General features: G+C 43.0%; 15 protein-coding genes. 9 read left to right on the plus strand and 6 right to left on the minus strand.

Translation table 11 applies throughout. The annotated features are described in order from the left end of the window. Positions 1-19: 19 nt before the first annotated feature. Complete coding sequence (locus ACQYAC_RS15295) at positions 20-1,408, plus strand: APC family permease (protein WP_088004213.1); 1,389 nt, start codon at positions 20-22, stop codon at positions 1,406-1,408. Beyond that, positions 1,383-2,777, plus strand: a complete 1,395-nt coding sequence (locus tag ACQYAC_RS15300; protein ID WP_061406768.1) for an NAD-dependent succinate-semialdehyde dehydrogenase — start codon at positions 1,383-1,385, stop codon at positions 2,775-2,777. The genes ACQYAC_RS15295 and ACQYAC_RS15300 overlap by 26 nt, the downstream gene beginning before the upstream one ends. Before the next feature lie 243 nt (positions 2,778-3,020). Here the strand turns inward: ACQYAC_RS15300 and ACQYAC_RS15305 are convergent, their stop codons facing one another. From ACQYAC_RS15305 to ACQYAC_RS15315, 3 genes are all read right to left on the minus strand, one after another. Further along, positions 3,021-3,617 (minus strand): NAD(P)H-dependent oxidoreductase, encoded by a 597-nt coding sequence (locus ACQYAC_RS15305; RefSeq protein WP_429943609.1) that lies wholly within the window; start codon positions 3,615-3,617, stop codon positions 3,021-3,023. 183 nt (positions 3,618-3,800) lie between these two features. After that, positions 3,801-4,415, minus strand: coding sequence for a YcnI family protein (locus ACQYAC_RS15310; protein ID WP_044140513.1), 615 nt, complete (start codon positions 4,413-4,415; stop codon positions 3,801-3,803). A gap of 16 nt (positions 4,416-4,431) precedes the next feature. Next, positions 4,432-6,066 (minus strand): copper resistance CopC/CopD family protein, encoded by a 1,635-nt coding sequence (locus tag ACQYAC_RS15315; protein ID WP_429943610.1) that lies wholly within the window; start codon positions 6,064-6,066, stop codon positions 4,432-4,434. 505 nt (positions 6,067-6,571) lie between these two features. Between ACQYAC_RS15315 and ACQYAC_RS15320 the strand changes: the two genes are divergently transcribed. The 5 genes from ACQYAC_RS15320 to ACQYAC_RS15340 all read left to right on the plus strand — a co-directional run bounded on the left by ACQYAC_RS15320 (position 6,572) and on the right by ACQYAC_RS15340 (position 12,133). Then, the gene (locus tag ACQYAC_RS15320; protein WP_058015335.1) at positions 6,572-8,014 is read left to right on the plus strand and encodes a PTS mannitol transporter subunit IICB; all 1,443 of its coding nucleotides are present in this window, start codon (positions 6,572-6,574) and stop codon (positions 8,012-8,014) included. A gap of 95 nt (positions 8,015-8,109) precedes the next feature. After that, positions 8,110-8,544 (plus strand): PTS sugar transporter subunit IIA, encoded by a 435-nt coding sequence (locus tag ACQYAC_RS15325; RefSeq protein ID WP_012008933.1) that lies wholly within the window; start codon positions 8,110-8,112, stop codon positions 8,542-8,544. A gap of 1 nt (position 8,545) precedes the next feature. After that, positions 8,546-9,667 (plus strand): mannitol-1-phosphate 5-dehydrogenase, encoded by a 1,122-nt coding sequence (locus tag ACQYAC_RS15330; RefSeq protein ID WP_180309569.1) that lies wholly within the window; start codon positions 8,546-8,548, stop codon positions 9,665-9,667. A gap of 98 nt (positions 9,668-9,765) precedes the next feature. Beyond that, positions 9,766-11,514 (plus strand): methyl-accepting chemotaxis protein, encoded by a 1,749-nt coding sequence (locus tag ACQYAC_RS15335; RefSeq protein ID WP_429943611.1) that lies wholly within the window; start codon positions 9,766-9,768, stop codon positions 11,512-11,514. A 226-nt stretch (positions 11,515-11,740) separates the two neighbouring features. Beyond that, on the plus strand, positions 11,741-12,133 hold the full coding sequence (locus ACQYAC_RS15340; protein ID WP_034664057.1) for a RidA family protein: 393 nt from the start codon (positions 11,741-11,743) through the stop codon (positions 12,131-12,133). A gap of 31 nt (positions 12,134-12,164) precedes the next feature. On the opposite strand, the gene ACQYAC_RS15345 is transcribed toward ACQYAC_RS15340, so the two are convergent. The 3 genes from ACQYAC_RS15345 to ACQYAC_RS15355 are packed head-to-tail and all read right to left on the minus strand — an operon-like array spanning position 12,165 to position 13,125. Beyond that, on the minus strand, positions 12,165-12,404 hold the full coding sequence (locus ACQYAC_RS15345; protein WP_061406772.1) for a DUF2651 family protein: 240 nt from the start codon (positions 12,402-12,404) through the stop codon (positions 12,165-12,167). Between the two features lie 25 nt (positions 12,405-12,429). Further along, positions 12,430-12,723, minus strand: coding sequence for a DUF5316 family protein (locus ACQYAC_RS15350; RefSeq protein WP_429943612.1), 294 nt, complete (start codon positions 12,721-12,723; stop codon positions 12,430-12,432). A gap of 24 nt (positions 12,724-12,747) precedes the next feature. Next, complete coding sequence (locus tag ACQYAC_RS15355) at positions 12,748-13,125, minus strand: VOC family protein (RefSeq protein ID WP_429943613.1); 378 nt, start codon at positions 13,123-13,125, stop codon at positions 12,748-12,750. A 184-nt stretch (positions 13,126-13,309) separates the two neighbouring features. On the opposite strand from ACQYAC_RS15355, the gene ACQYAC_RS15360 reads away from it, so the two are divergent. Both ACQYAC_RS15360 and ACQYAC_RS15365 read left to right on the plus strand, forming a co-directional pair. Further along, on the plus strand, positions 13,310-13,579 hold the full coding sequence (locus ACQYAC_RS15360) for an excalibur calcium-binding domain-containing protein (RefSeq protein ID WP_081042342.1): 270 nt from the start codon (positions 13,310-13,312) through the stop codon (positions 13,577-13,579). 103 nt (positions 13,580-13,682) lie between these two features. After that, complete coding sequence (locus ACQYAC_RS15365) at positions 13,683-14,462, plus strand: Cof-type HAD-IIB family hydrolase (protein WP_429943614.1); 780 nt, start codon at positions 13,683-13,685, stop codon at positions 14,460-14,462. Positions 14,463-14,629: the final 167 nt, after the last annotated feature.

Raw genomic sequence — 14,629 nt, forward strand, 5'->3', positions numbered from 1 at the left:
AACAAAGGGGGATGGTTGTATGCAAAAACAACAAATGGCAAAAACCATGTCACAGTCTGACGTACTGTTTTTATCCATTGGTGCAATGCTTGGATGGGGCTGGGTTGTACTTTCGGGAGATTGGATTTTAACAGCTGGATTTTTAGGCAGTGTGATTGCCTTCGTTATAGGTGGTATTCTCGTCATCTTTATTGGACTGACGTATGCTGAACTTTCGTCTGCGATTCCAGAGACGGGAGGAGGGCTTGTCTTTGTCCAGCGGGCATTTGGGATAAAATCCGCTTTTGTCTCTGCATGGGGCGTGTTGTTTGGCTATGTTTCGGTCATTACGTTTGAAGCAGTCGCACTGCCAACTGTTATTGATTATGTCATTCCAACACAGCATGTTGGCTTTCTATGGAATATAGGGGGATGGGACGTTTATTTTACATGGGTGTTGATTGGATCTGGCGGTGCTTTATTTTTAACAGCGCTTAACTACATTGGTGCCAAGCCAGCCGCTATTTTTCAATCTGTTTTTACAGTGGCCATTATCCTGACAGGTTTTCTTCTTTTAGGCGGCGCCACATTTAACGGAAATCTAGCAAACCTTGAGCCGATGTTTCAAGGCGGGGTTGGCGGTCTCATGGCAGTTTTAGTGATGATTCCCTTTTTATTCGTTGGCTTTGATGTCATTCCTCAAGTGGCGGCGGAGATCAATGCGCCAAAGAAAATCATTGGGAGAATTTTAATTATCTCCATCGTGAGTGCGGTCGTATTTTATCTGCTTATTGTCTTTGGAGTAGCTGCGGGGCTGTCAAAAGGACAGCTTGAAGCCTCTTCCTTGGCGACAGCAGATGCCATGGTGCAGCTTCTCGGTCATCAAGCATTTGGGACAGTGCTTGTCATTGGCGGTGTAGCAGGGATTGTAACGAGCTGGAATGCTTTCATCATCGGTGCAAGCCGTATTCTATACGCGATGGCGGAAAGAGGCATGATTTCCAAATGGTTTGCGTATATTCATCCAAAGTATAAAACGCCGACAAATGCCATTTTATTTCTTGGTGCTTTGGCCTTTTTCGCTCCATTATTAGGGCGCCCTGCCCTCGTATGGATTGTCAATGCAGGCGGTGTCGGGATCATCGTCGGCTACTTAATTGTGTCCATTGCCTTTATGAAACTTCGTAAAGCAGAACCAGAACTTGAGCGTCCATATCGCATTAAATATTGGCGGACGACAGGCGTTTTAGCCATCGGGCTGAGTCTCCTTTTTCTTTCATTTTATTTTCCAGGGATGCCGGCCTCCTTATCATGGCCAGCTGAATGGATATTGCTTTTAGGTTGGGCACTCATTGGGTATATACTATATGTAATGAATCCAAGAACGAAGGAGACGGTAGAGCATGACAAACGAACTCAAAGTGTATAATCCTGCAACAGGAGAAGAAATTGCTTCAGTTGCTCAGCATACAAAAGAACAGATTGAAGATGCGATCACTCGCTCACATAAAGCATTCAAAACATGGGCAAAAACGTCAGCACATGAACGTGCCAATATCATTCGCAAGTGGTTTGATCTCATGATTGAACATAAAGAAAGGCTCGCAAAAATCATCACTGAAGAAAACGGGAAGCCGTATCAAGAAGCATTAGGAGAAATCGTTTATGCGGCTGGATATATTGAATGGTACGCAGAGGAAGCCAAACGAATCTACGGCAGAACCATTCCGTCACATACGGCGAACAAGCGCCTTTTTGTCACAAAGCAGCCAGTGGGTCCTGTTGCGGCCATTACACCGTGGAATTTCCCCGCAGCCATGATCACGAGAAAGGCAGCACCAGCACTTGCGGCGGGCTGTACCTTTATTGTGAAGCCTGCTGAAGACACGCCGCTGACGGCTATTGAACTTGTGAAATTAGGCCACGAAGCCGGAATTCCAGAGGATGCTCTGCAATGGGTGGTTGGAGATGGAAAAGAAGTCGGTGAAATATTCACAGATAGCCCATTGATTCGCAAAATCACGTTCACAGGCTCAACGCCAGTCGGAAAGCATTTGATCAAAAACAGTGCGAGTACAGTCAAGCACGTATCAATGGAACTTGGCGGTCATGCCCCGCTCATCGTAGACAAAGATGCGAATCTTGAACTAGCTGTCAAACAAGCAGTGGCATCTAAGTTCCGTAATGCAGGACAAACCTGTGTCTGTGCCAACCGCTTAATTGTGCATGAAGACATTCATGAAGCATTTGCGCAAGTCTTTAGCAAAGAGGTCGAAAAGCTGAAAGTGGGAAATGGCTTTGAAGAAGGCACATCCATCGGCCCAATTATCAACAAGCGCGGCTTTGATAAAATTGTCAGCCAAATTCAAGATGCAGTCGAAAAAGGGGCGAAAATCCTTGTCGGCGGAGATACGCATTTCGATGATGACAAGTCGTATTATTTTGTCCAGCCAACGGTTCTCACACATGTGGACCCTTCCATGAACATCATGCATGAAGAAACCTTTGGGCCAGTGGCACCGATTACGACGTTCAAAACGCTAGATGAAGCGATTGAATTAGCGAACGATACACCGTTTGGTCTTGCGGCTTATTTCTTTACAGAGAATTATCGAAACGGCCTCTACATCTCAGAGAATCTTGATTACGGGATTATTGGCTGGAATGATGGCGGCCCATCGGCTGTTCAAGCACCATTCGGAGGAATGAAGGAAAGCGGAATTGGCCGTGAAGGCGGCATCGAAGGGATCGAGCCTTATTTAGAAACCAAATATGTATCCATTGGTTTAGACGAATAAACGTGAAAGAGACTGCCTGAGGAATCTGGCAGTCTCAGCGTGTAGACAAACCCTCGCATTCGGTGTCAGGTCTGCGCTTCGGTGCTCACGAATGTCAAATTCGCTCCGCTCCGGTGCTCGTCCTTCCTAGCCTGCAAAGGTTTTCTATCACGCTGAAAAGAAGACAAAGGGCTAAAATCAAGATCATTTTAGCCCTTTGTCAACAATTTGAGACTGCCTGAGGAATCTGGCAGTCTTTTTATGTTAAACAGCCGGCGGAAAAAGCTGCTCAACCGTTTCTTTTGTTTCTTTCAGAATTTCGTGGATGTAATCTGCTGGTGCCTGCTCCATGCTGCTGAACAAAAGTCGTTCAACAGGCTCAATACCAATAAAATTGAAGACATCTGTATCCGTTGTCATGCGATGGGAGGCGGGAACGATTCGGTTAGCGTCAAGAAAGGATCTTGGAGCATCATGCGTGTTGATAATGACACCTTTTTTGTGTCGAAGCAGGTTATCAATAGTCCCGTGCTCATTGATTTGATAAGCGAAGCCCTCAGAAAAAACGCGTTCTACGTAGCCCTTTAGCATAGCGGGTAAGCCTGTCCACCAAATGGGAAAAATAAATGTTAGGACATCTGCTTTCTGAATCAGCTTCTGCTCTGTTTGAATGGCAATGGGGACATCACCCCGTTTGATCGCAGCCTTTTCCAAGATGCTTAGTTCTGGTGAAAAACCAAGAGCATAAACATCACGAACAGTCACTTGATGACCATTGTTCAAAAGAGTGCTGACAACAAGATCTAATAGGGTTTGATTTAAGCTTTGCTGGGGATGAGCAAATATAATTAGATGGTTCATCTTATAGCCTCCTAGGTGGTCATGTGTCTCATTATGGCATGCGTCATCATCCTATTCAATCCTATGTTGGTAATAATAGGTTGGAGAAATGGGAGTTGATCGTCCTAGCTTGCATTTCTTATTCAAGCAAGGTGGAAAGAAACAAAGCGATCGTTTCCGTGAAAACGATCGCTTACAAATGAATTATTTCTTTCTAAAAGCAAGCACAAGCGCAATCAGTGCTACGACTAGAGCAGCAATGGACAACCCTAGCACAAGTGGTGAAGGAGAATTAGAGGCTGTTTCAGATGCCTTTTCTTCTTTTGGTTTTTCTTGACCATGGGAATCCGTTACCGTATTAGATGCGACAATGTTTGTGATCGAATGCGGCTTATCAGCATCTTTATCGCCAGTCCATTCAACGACCGTTCCATCCTTATAATATTGATATGCATCCCATGCAGCTTCACCTGCTTTTTCAGGGTTTTTTGCTACAAAAACGAATTGCTGGAACTGTCCGGCAAGCACGCCTTTACCAGTTGCTTCCCAAGTCACTCTTGTGACCTTGCCATCTTTTTCTTCAGTTGACGTTTTCCATCCAGGGACAGGCTCATATTGTTGGAATTCTACGCCTTTAGGTATTGTCACGACAACCTTAGTCGTTGGACTGTCACTCTCAGAAGGAACTTTTAACGTATAGGTTTCCCAAGCATTTGTCGCAGACGTATCAGGTTTGACTGTGACGTGAGCACTCACAGGAATCGCCAATAAAAATGAAGCGAGAAGCATTGGTAATAAAGCTTTAACATATTTTTTCATATGGTATGAACTCCTTTTAGTTTCTTCTAATAAATGTGGTATCGATATTTTCAAAAGAACCAGTTAACGCATGGATTTCAATTTTCCAAGTACCTTTTTCATTTAACAAGAGGTTTTCAGCAGAGTAATGACCATTTTTTAATCGTTTCAGCTGAAATTCACTCGGTTTCTCTTCACCGAATAAGGCGACTTTATGGATCTTGGCTGACACAGATTGAATATCTGTCATCGTTTGTCCATCCTTCTTTGTAAATGCGACCTCGAATGTGTTTTTCCCCGGAGCATTCGGGGTAATGCTCATGGACACAATGTCACGATGCTCCACTTGGTTTGCGCCGAAGAATGGCTCAGGTGCAGGCGGAGGAGGGCTCGGAATATTGGTGAATACAGCTGTTAATAACAAAATAGCGATTCCGATGATCCACTCAGCTCGTAACGAAACGTTTTGTTTCTGTTTCTTTTCCCATCTCAGCATCAAGTAATGGACAAGTCCAAGAAGGCCCATCAAGATAAATAAACCAAGCTTGATTAAAAAGGTTCGACCGTATGCTGATTCGAAAAGAGCATCAAACGATTGCAAAATAAAGATCGCATTCACAAATCCCGAAAACACAATGAGTCCAACAGAGAGCAATGCCCAAGGGTGAAACGCCTTTAACGTATTCCGTATGAGCGGCTGATCTTCATTTGGCAGCTTCTTCAACAATAAAAGCACAATGGCTGTTAAACCACCGACCCAGATCGATGCAGAAACGAGATGGATAAAATCAAGTGACGTTGTCAGTATTTTATTATCAGTTGCCGCTGGATGTCCGATTTGTGCCTTCAGCCAGAGAAGTACTGCGAATAGGAGCAGTGGAAACAACCATACCCGAAAAGAAGTGAAATCCCCTTTTTTCATCGCAACGATGCTCCAAATGGTCAGAAGAACAAATGACACCATGAGCATCATCCACAAACTACCGCCAGAAGTCGACGCAATGGTTTCTTGTAAAAGCGATGGCTGAAATGCTCCCAAAAAGGACACGTCTGCCGCTGATTTTGTTTGAATCGGCAGCTGGAACACGAGTGCTCCGCCCATCATGATCAGTGACAATGTCAAAAGCCGTTTCATTCGTTTCGCTAATACAGATGAAATCGCTGCCCGAAACCAAAACACTCCAAACAAAATGGTCCCGAGAAATAAGCTAAACGACGTATAAAGAAAGGCTTTGTCTATGGTCGAGGCAACATCAATCGATTCATTTGGTTGACCTTGATCTAATTGGTCAAAACCGCCATCCGCTTTGCCAATACTAAACGGGATCATGCCAGAGACAGAGTGTCCGTCTGCTGATACCGCATTCCACTGAATAGTATAAATCCCCTTTGGTAAATCCTTTTTTAAAGCAGCTTCCATGATTTTTTGATCTTTAATGACCGTATCTCCTTGATCCACACGATCCCCTTTTGCATTTAGCACCTTAATGGCATGAAATCCACTTTCGATTCCTTCACTAAATGTGATAGAGACCGAAGGAGGCTGCTTCTCCAGCTCTTCATTTGCTGCTGGATTCGAGCTGACGACGTATGCATGGGCAAATGCTTCCTTTGGAATGAAAAAAGCGAACGTGACGATAAGAAGCAGAAGCCACTTACTATGTTTCAACAAGTGTATAACCGCCTTTCTACCTATGAAAATGTCTCATGTATCAGAAAGAAAGCGGCAGTAAACTGTGGGTCACAGAAAAAACCGCTCCTCCTATTGTGCCGCTCACTCTAAAAGGTAAACGAAACAAACAGCAAGATGGTTCACTTTTTCTGTGTCGTGTCTGCGCAGACATTCTTGATTGAATAGGTTTGATCATGTATAAGCCTATTCGATTTGAGAAGAGGAAACAAGAAGTGACGATTTGAAAGTTGTGAAATTCCAATGAATTTTGCGTCAAAACCACGGCACGTTAACCTTTTTACCCTATTTGTCCGATGCTCTGACAAAGTATTCACATCATATTTCAATTTTGTCACACACTAAGTGACAAAGTGACATTTAGTTTCAATTGAAGGGGAAGTGAAAGCGTTTTACGATAGGGATAAGGGCTTCACTGACACTTGTTCTTATATCTTTTGACCTATAAAGCCCTAAATAAAGGGAAAGAAGAAAGGAGTTTTCATAGATGCAGGAAAAAAGCGGATTCCGCGTAAAAGTACAGCGCTTTGGAAGCTATTTAAGCGGCATGATTATGCCGAATATTGGCGCATTTATCGCTTGGGGACTCATTACGGCATTATTCATTCCGAGTGGTTATTTGCCAAATGAACAATTAGCTTCACTTGTTGGTCCAATGATCAACTACTTACTGCCACTCTTAATTGGTTACACAGGCGGTAAACTCGTATACGACCATCGAGGCGGTGTACTCGGTGCAACCGCGACGATTGGGGTCATTGTCGGTTCGGACATTCCAATGTTTTTAGGTGCCATGATCATGGGACCACTTGGCGGTTACTTGATTAAGAAAATTGATCAGCTCTTCAAAGATCGAATCAAATCAGGCTTTGAGATGCTTGTGAATAACTTTACGGCAGGGATTCTAGGTGCCATTCTTGTCGCGATTGCCTTCTATGCTATCGGACCAGTTGTACTTGGTCTAAATAAAGCCCTTGCGGCAGGTGTAGATATCATTGTGAATGCACATTTGCTTCCGCTGGCAAGTATTTTCATTGAACCAGCGAAAGTCTTGTTCTTAAACAATGCGATTAACCAAGGGATCTTAGGTCCGTTAGGGGTAGAGCAAGCGGCGAAGACAGGGCAGTCTGTTCTGTTCTTGCTTGAAACTAACCCAGGACCAGGTTTAGGTGTTCTACTTGCATACATGTTCTTCGGAAGAGGGAATGCAAAGCAGTCTGCACCGGGTGCGATTGTCATTCAATTTTTAGGAGGGATTCATGAGATTTACTTCCCGTACATCTTAATGAAACCAAAGCTTATTTTAGCGGTAATTGCAGGGGGAGCGAGCGGCGTTTTGACCTTTACCCTGTTAAATGCAGGCTTAAAGGCTGTGCCGTCACCAGGAAGTATTATCGCCCTTATGCTGATGTCACCAAAAGGTGGACATCTTGCTGTTCTAGCAGGTGTCGTCGTGGCAGCCGTCGTCTCATTCCTTGTCGCTTCTGTGATTTTAAAAGCCTCAAAAGCAGTTGACGAAGACTTAACAGCCGCAACAGAAAAAATGCAGGACATGAAAGGGAAGAAAAGCGCAGCAGCCGCTGCTCTTACAGCACAAAAAGAAGACGCTGAAGCAAATGAGCAAGCAGCATCTCCAAGTGATGTCAATCCAGATGACGTGAACAAAATCATCTTTGCCTGTGATGCAGGAATGGGCTCAAGCGCGATGGGCGCATCCATCTTAAAGAATAAAGTCAAAAAGGCAGAGCTTGATATTGATGTGACAAATACATCCATCAGTAACATTCCAAATGATGCCGATGTGGTCTTCACTCATAAAGATTTAACAGACAGAGCCAAGGCAAAACTGCCAGGCGCTGTGCATATCTCAGTCGATAATTTCTTAAACAGCCCGAAATACGATGAGCTGATTGAGAAATTGAAAAAATAACATGACGAAACGGGTTGAGTTCAATTTTTCTTCATTGAACTCCCCGTTTTGGTTGTTTTCCTGATTTTCCATTCTAAAAAAAGGTGTGATCATTCATGAAACAAGTACTATCAAAAGACAATATTTTTCTAAACGAACAAGCAGGCTCGAAAGAAGAAGCCATTAAAAAAGCAGGCGAAGTCCTAGTGGCAAATGGCTATGTCACAAGTGATTATGTTGACAAAATGTTTGAAAGAGAAAATATTTCGTCTACATTTATGGGCAACGGGATTGCGATTCCTCATGGAACAGAGGATGCGAAAGCAGCTGTCCTTCATTCTGGGATTTCCATCATTCAAATTCCAGATGGCGTTGAATACGGCGAAGGAAATATCGCCAAAGTCGTCTTTGGCATCGCAGGTAAAAACAACGAACACCTCGATATTCTTTCTCAAATTGCGATTGTTTGTTCAGAAGAGGAAAATGTAGAACGCATCATCCATGCGAAGGATCAGGATGAACTGATCGCCATCTTTAACGAGGTGAACTAGCATGAAGGCACTTCATTTTGGAGCAGGGAATATTGGCAGAGGGTTTATCGGATCTTTGTTAAAAGCATCAGGCTTTGAGCTTGTCTTTACCGATGTAAATGAAGCGGTCATCAACGAGCTGAATGCACGAGGAGAATACACGGTTGAACTAGCAGCACCAGGTCAGAAGCAAGAAGTAGTCGGCCCAGTGACAGCGATCAATTCTGCACAAGACCCAGCGGCATTAACAGAGGCTGTGGCATCAGCCGATTTGATTACAACAGCTGTTGGACCAGCTGTTTTGAAGATCATTGCTTCATCTATTGCTGAAGGATTAAAACAGAAAAAGCCTGACCATATCATCAACATCGTGGCATGTGAAAATATGATTGGAGGTAGCTCTCATTTAAAAGAAGCCGTTTTCTCTCATCTAACAGAAGAGGAACAAAAAGCATTGTCACAAACAGTTGGTTTTCCAAACGCTGCTGTGGACCGCATTGTCCCGATTCAGCACCATGAGGATATTTTAAAAGTATCAGTCGAGCCTTTTTTCGAGTGGGTCATTGATGAGACTGGCTTTATTGGAGACGTTCCTCAAATTGACGGAGCGACCTTTGTGCAAGATTTGACACCGTATATTGAGCGCAAGCTCTTTACTGTCAATACAGGACATGCGCTAGCAGCTTATGTCGGATATCAGCAAGGCGTTCAAACGATTAAAGAAGCCGTCGATACACCAGAGATTCGCCAAGTGGTTGAAGGTGCACTTCACGAAACGGGCCGTTATTTAATCGACACATATGGTTTTGAAAAAGAAGAACATGATGCGTATATTCAAAAAATCATCAAGCGATTCGAAAATGCTTTTATCTCCGACGAAGTCACTCGTGTCGCACGCTCTCCTCTTAGAAAGCTGGGAGCAGATGACCGTTTAATCGGTCCAGCGAAAAAGATCAAGCAGCCAGTGTACTTAATCAAAGGCATTGCTGCAGCTCTCGCTTATGACTTTACCGAAGACGAAGAAGCGGTTCGTTTGCAGGCATTAAGAAAAGAAAAAGGCATTGAAGGTGTGCTGAAAGAAGTATGTGGTCTCACGCCAACAGACGATCTCTATCAAGCCATTCTTAAAGAAACAGCTCGATAATCAGAAAATCCCTTTCCAACGAGTGAAAGGGGTTTTTTGATGACTTTTTTAATACTTTACCCCGTTTGTCGATATATGAAGTAAGGGGGAATTTGTATATGAAAAGGAAAATGTTTGCGTCAAGAAGTGTCTTTTTTCAATTAATGTCTGCCATTATCGTCATCACGATTTTAACTGGTGGTCTTGTTGGAACAACGGGGTATTTGTTAGCAAAACATGTCTTAATTGATGCGGGAAAAGCAGATCTAAAGCACATCGTCAGCGGAGCAATGGCTACACTTGAACAGTTGAATGATCGTGTAGAAAAAAAAGAACTGACGCTTGAACAGGCACAGGAACAAGCCCGTATTTACTTGAGCGGGCCCAAAAATGACAACGGGAAAGGGTATCAATTTCAAAAATCAGATTTTATCTATAAAAATAAAGGCTATCTTGTCGCATATGGAGCAGATTATTCCTCTCAAGTCCATCCTGTCAATGACATTGGCGTCATTCCAGATAACACGACCAATCGTGAAAAAATGGTCGCTGGAGCCAAATCAGAAGGCGAGGATGCACACTATGTGACCTATTTAGATGAGGACGATGCCACTGGGGAAGAAAAGCAAAAGCTTGCCTATATGAGCCAGTTCACGCCTTGGAATTGGAGTATCGGCATTGCCGTCTTTCAGGATGAATTTTATAAAGAATTAGAGCAGATGAAGCTCTATATCATGCTCATTACAGCGGGTGTCGCTCTTCTCAGTCTTGGCGTCTTTTATTTAGCTGCTCGAGGAAAGGTCAGACTGCTCAAGCAAGTCACTGCTGCTTCAAAAGAAATTGCGGCGGGGAATCTTGAACGCACAAGTTTAAAAGAAACAACAGATGAGATTGGACAGCTGGCAAAAGGTTTTAATCATATGTCAGGAGAACTCCGGACACTTGTCAGCGGTCTACAGGAAACGAGCAGTCAACTTGTCGAATCAGCGACAGATTTATCAGCAATATCTGAAGAAACCTCAGCCAGCAGTGAAGAGATTGGCAGAGCGATTGGTGACATATCGACTGGAACACTTCATCAGGCATCGGACCTTGATGTAGCGAACCAACAAATGACCCAGTTCAATCAATCCATTGAGAATGTCAAAGAACAAAGTGACCAAATTAAACGAATCTCTGACCAATCGAGTCAATCTTCTCAGCAGGGTCAGCAAATTGTTCAGCAATTAAAACAATCAAATGAACAATCCATTCAAGCATCTCAAGGCATTAGAGCAGGCATTGAGCAATTAAGTACAAAAGTACAGGATATCTCTAAAATTACAGATACGATTGAAAGCATTTCAAACGAGACGAATTTACTTGCGCTGAATGCCAGCATTGAAGCAGCACGCGCAGTAGAGCATGGAAAGGGCTTCTCGGTTGTGGCGAGTGAAGTACGGAATTTAGCTGAGCAGACAAAACAATCAGCAGTGCAAATTCAGCGAATGGTACAAGGCATTAAAGAAGAAACGACGGCAACAGCCGGCATGATGTCAAACACAATGGATCGTTTCGCTGAGTTAGATGAAGCGGTACATGCGACAGAACATGAATTCAATGCCATCTCTACGTCGATTTCACAAACCATCGTTGAAACAGACGCCATGGCAAAAGAGCTGAATGCATTGCTGGAGCAAAACGACCTCATCACAAAAGCCATGCAAGGCGCAGCCCATATTTCTCAAGAAAATGCCGCTGCGATCGAAGAGATTACCGCATCCACAGACGAACAGGTGACAGCCATCTCCAATGTGGCAAAAGCAGCAGAAAGACTCAATGAACTAAGCATACGGTTGAATCAAGATATTGCGCGTTATCGTCTATAAACCATTTTGACTGAACGTCTTTTGTCAGGTACTATATAAGGAATCAAAACCTTGCTCACGCAATCGAAAGGAGTGTTCCGGTCATGAAAAAGAAAATATTGATGTTCTTGCCTTGTGGCTATGGATACTCCACTGCTGTTTTCTTTTAGGATAGATAGAAATTGGTGAAGTCTGTCTACATGAAGAGAAGACTAGCAGAAAAATCAAAGTGAGTGAGGGAAATCACATGGAAAAAATCACAAGGAAAAACCCAGAAAGTATGCCGAAGCCCGTTGGCAGCTATAGTCATATCACACGAGTACCAAAGGGCGCGGGATTATTTGTTACATCCGGTCAAGTCGGAACAGATATCGATGGACAGGTACCATCAAGTTTAAACGACCAGGTAACCAATACGTTTGAAAATATCAAAAAAATCCTTGAATCAGAAGGATTGAATGAAGAGCATGTCATCAAGGTCAATATATGGGCTACGGAAGAAATCGACTGGGATCATCTATATCCTCAGTGGGATACGATCTTCAAAACAGCTTACCCATCAATGACGGTTGCTTATGTATCAGCTTTAGGATGGCCTGAGCTGAAAATTGAAATTGAGCTATGGTGCGCCGATATTTGATCAAAAAAAGAACAGTGCAAACTGTTCTTTTTTACTTGAACCGAAACCGCTTTGTCATCCATGCAGCGATCAACGTAAAGACGGTGTAGATAATGACCCAAATGAGAAAGGATTCCTCCCCGCCAATGTATGTGTACATGAGAATGACGCTGGCTAACAGGACAATCAAAGTCGGCATCCAAACATTCTTCAAAAGCATTGTGCCAAAAATGCCAATCAGCACAGAAAGAATAGGGAAGCCAAATACAACGAATAAAATAAAAACAGCCATATGACGAACTCCTTTTACCAAGTGTTTACATTAAAAAATAAAAGACCGACACTGCCATGTGCGGAAGTGCAAAGATCATCATGAGAAAGGCCGTATCCAGACGCCACATGCGGTGCTCTTTCGTTTCAGAATGATAGGCGGCTCTTGTTTCATCTCCGCTTGTCCAAGCCCCCATTAGAAGCCCAGACATCATGATCCCGATAATAGAGATACCACCACTGATCCATCCTATCCACTCATGGTGCTGCAAAATAATAGCGGCACTGCTAACCACAATCATTGAGCAAACACCGGCGATAAAGGCATGTTTTTTTCTCATACTGGTTCACTCCTTTAAAGAAGATTAAGAGACCGCATCACATATCTCAATGAAATGACCATCAGGATCAGCGACATAAGCGACGGTTTGACCCCATGGTTTTTTTGCAGGTTCTTTAATAATCGAAACCCCTTTTTCCTTGATTGATGCAATAGTTTGTTCCACGTCATCCACAACAAACCCTATCTCGAACGTTTGAGAGGATTGATTGGCTTCTGGGACAGGCAATCCAAGTGCATCTTTGACATCCTGACGTGAGTTAATTGATAGGGTCACATCTCCAGTATCAAACTCAACATAGGATTCAACCCTAAGTTTCATAGGAAAGCCAAGTACATGTTGATAAAAATGAATACTTGCCTCAACATCGTTTACATATAGAATGGTATATTTCATTTTCATGTGAAAAACTCCTCTCTTCATATACGTGTCAAAACCGGAAAGGTTTCCCACTCAGTGTACCATATAGGATATAAAGCATGATTTATTCCAAAAAAATCAATATATTTAGCTCGATAGTCTTGAAAAACAAAAAGTGGTGACATATGATAAAAATGTAAAAATAGAAAAAATAGGGGGATTCTACATGTTGAAAAAAATCATGGTGGCTGTACTGTCTCTAGGTCTTTTACTAAGCGTTACACAAGTCAACACCCACACTGCAGATGCAAAAACAGTCAAGTCCTACAAAAACTGCAAAGCGCTGAACAAAGTCTATAAAGGCGGCGTCGCAAAAAGCAAAAACACGAAAAACAAAGGCGGCAAAACAAAGTACAAGCCGTATGCATCAAAAGCGCTTTATCTCAAGAATAAGCACCTTGACCGTGATAAAGACGGCATTGCATGTGAACGCTAAGCCTATGTAAAGAGACCTGCAACCAGGTCTTTTTTCTGTGGGATCAAACTCGTCCCTTTGTGCCTTCTCCTTCTTTATATTAAAATAAAGATAGTTACAAAAAATGATACAAAGTGGGGTACTCAATTTGTCCATACATGCTGATAAGAAAGACATCCGATTGATTGCCATTGATATGGATGGCACGCTGTTAAACAGTGAACACGTCATTCCAGAGGAAAATAAACAAGCCATTAAAGATGCTGAAGCAAAAGGGGTCCATGTGGTGATTAGCACAGGGCGCACACTGATGACATGCCGAGAGCTGGTGGAGCCGCTTAAGCTGTCTTCTTACCTTGTGACAGCAAACGGAAGTGAAATCTGGGATTCAAACTTCCAGCTGATCGAACGAGATCTGCTGCATCCTGATCATGTCCAAATGATGTGGGATCTAAAAAATAGGTACGAAACCGATTACTGGGCTTCCACTGTGGATAAGGTGTGGAGAGGTGAATTTCCAGAACGAATTCATGACCATGAATGGTTGAAATTTGGCTTTGATATTCATGATGATGACGTTCGTGAGGAAGTACTCAATACATTGAAAACAAACGAGCATCTAGAAATCACAAATTCAAGTCCGACTAATATTGAAGTTAATGCAGCTGGCATTAACAAAGCGGCAGCTCTTGCAAAGGTAGCAGAACGCATTGGCTGTACGATGGACAATGTCATGTCACTTGGTGACAGCCTAAATGATATGGCTATGATCCAAGAAGCCGGATTAGGTATTGCGATGGGAAATGCGCAAGAAGTGGTGAAAGAAGCCGCTGATTGGATTACAGCTCCTAACACAGAACACGGTGTAGCAAAAGCGATCCATCATTGGGTGCTGTCTAAATAAATAAAAAAAACGAGAGGTGATATCCTCTCGTTTTTTTTATTTCTCCTAGTTCTATTGTTATGTTTTCTAACAATGTCATGTGCAATCTAGCCAAAATTGATATAATCAATATAAATTCGAATATTCGGACTTCAAGTTCCGTTATTCGGAACAAAAAGGAGGGATCC

It is taken from the genome of Bacillus sp. MM09(2025) (assembly GCF_050496725.1).
Classification (GTDB): domain Bacteria; phylum Bacillota; class Bacilli; order Bacillales; family Bacillaceae; genus Bacillus; species Bacillus pumilus.

Excerpts from the sequence above, each read along its gene's own strand:
- ACQYAC_RS15295 (WP_088004213.1), top strand. The coding sequence starts at position 20 with ATGCAAAAACAACAAATGGCAAAAACCATGTCACAGTCTGACGTACTG.
- ACQYAC_RS15300 (WP_061406768.1), top strand. The coding sequence starts at position 1,383 with ATGACAAACGAACTCAAAGTGTATAATCCTGCAACAGGAGAAGAAATT.
- ACQYAC_RS15305 (WP_429943609.1), bottom strand. The coding sequence starts at position 3,617 with ATGAACCATCTAATTATATTTGCTCATCCCCAGCAAAGCTTAAATCAA.
- ACQYAC_RS15310 (WP_044140513.1), bottom strand. The coding sequence starts at position 4,415 with ATGAAAAAATATGTTAAAGCTTTATTACCAATGCTTCTCGCTTCATTT.
- ACQYAC_RS15320 (WP_058015335.1), top strand. The coding sequence starts at position 6,572 with ATGCAGGAAAAAAGCGGATTCCGCGTAAAAGTACAGCGCTTTGGAAGC.
- ACQYAC_RS15325 (WP_012008933.1), top strand. The coding sequence starts at position 8,110 with ATGAAACAAGTACTATCAAAAGACAATATTTTTCTAAACGAACAAGCA.
- ACQYAC_RS15330 (WP_180309569.1), top strand. The coding sequence starts at position 8,546 with ATGAAGGCACTTCATTTTGGAGCAGGGAATATTGGCAGAGGGTTTATC.
- ACQYAC_RS15335 (WP_429943611.1), top strand. The coding sequence starts at position 9,766 with ATGAAAAGGAAAATGTTTGCGTCAAGAAGTGTCTTTTTTCAATTAATG.
- ACQYAC_RS15340 (WP_034664057.1), top strand. The coding sequence starts at position 11,741 with ATGGAAAAAATCACAAGGAAAAACCCAGAAAGTATGCCGAAGCCCGTT.
- ACQYAC_RS15345 (WP_061406772.1), bottom strand. The coding sequence starts at position 12,404 with ATGGCTGTTTTTATTTTATTCGTTGTATTTGGCTTCCCTATTCTTTCT.
- ACQYAC_RS15350 (WP_429943612.1), bottom strand. The coding sequence starts at position 12,723 with ATGAGAAAAAAACATGCCTTTATCGCCGGTGTTTGCTCAATGATTGTG.
- ACQYAC_RS15355 (WP_429943613.1), bottom strand. The coding sequence starts at position 13,125 with ATGAAAATGAAATATACCATTCTATATGTAAACGATGTTGAGGCAAGT.
- ACQYAC_RS15360 (WP_081042342.1), top strand. The coding sequence starts at position 13,310 with ATGTTGAAAAAAATCATGGTGGCTGTACTGTCTCTAGGTCTTTTACTA.
- ACQYAC_RS15365 (WP_429943614.1), top strand. The coding sequence starts at position 13,683 with ATGATACAAAGTGGGGTACTCAATTTGTCCATACATGCTGATAAGAAA.